This window comes from Candidatus Nanopusillus massiliensis (genome assembly GCF_920984865.1).
This window is the reverse complement of the sequence record NZ_OV100765.1, coordinates 152,524-153,237: the sequence shown is the minus strand read 5'-3', so window position 1 is coordinate 153,237 and position 714 is coordinate 152,524. Positions and strand designations below refer to the sequence as shown.

Genomic DNA, 714 nt, shown 5'->3' with positions numbered 1-714 from the left:
CAAAAGCCACTCTCCAACTTGCATTAAATACAATTTTATAGATACTTAGAAATATTATAAAATTTAAAAATATTATAAAATCTATTGTTATTCCAATTATATAAAAGAAATAATTAAATTTTACTATTATTATAAAATATAATATTCCTAAAAGTATAATAAAACCTAAAATCTTCATCATTTGATACATTTTTATTAAAATGCTTAGCAACAAAATAAATAGGTATCGTACCTATAATCCATCCTAGTACAAGAATCATGAGTGATTCTGAGATTCTCAGCCCAAGAATTACTGATAATAATTCTAAGTCATTCATTCTATAAAATATAAAAATTCCGAATTATATNNNTTTTTAGCTAAAGAATATCTAGCTTTTATAAGTTTATTATATTTTCCATTATAAAGATTACAAACATAATATTTGAAACTTTTGAAAAAGGAAAGATATATTCCATAAAAAAGATGTAAAAATATCTGCAGAATATTATAAGGCGCTTGCTGACAAATAAACATTAAAGATTTGAAAAATATAAAAACTTTATGAAGCATTACACAAAACAGGTTTTATTATCTCTATAATCTCTTTTTCTAAATTTTTATCTTTCTTAGGTACTGATATATAAATAATTCTTATAATAAAAATTTAGTTAATATCCAAATTGTCAAAATCAAAAAACCTATTCCAAAGAATATATCTAAAGCTGCCCATCCAA

The 714-nt window shown here is 21.4% G+C and carries 1 protein-coding gene; it reads right to left on the bottom strand.

The window, feature by feature from the left end; all coding sequences use genetic code 11:
- Window positions 1–113 precede the first annotated feature (113 nt).
- Window positions 114–260 carry a hypothetical protein gene (locus LUA84_RS01135; protein WP_231434043.1) on the bottom strand — a complete coding sequence of 49 codons (147 nt, stop codon included), beginning with the start codon at window positions 258–260 and terminating at the stop codon, window positions 114–116.
- Window positions 261–714: the final 454 nt, after the last annotated feature.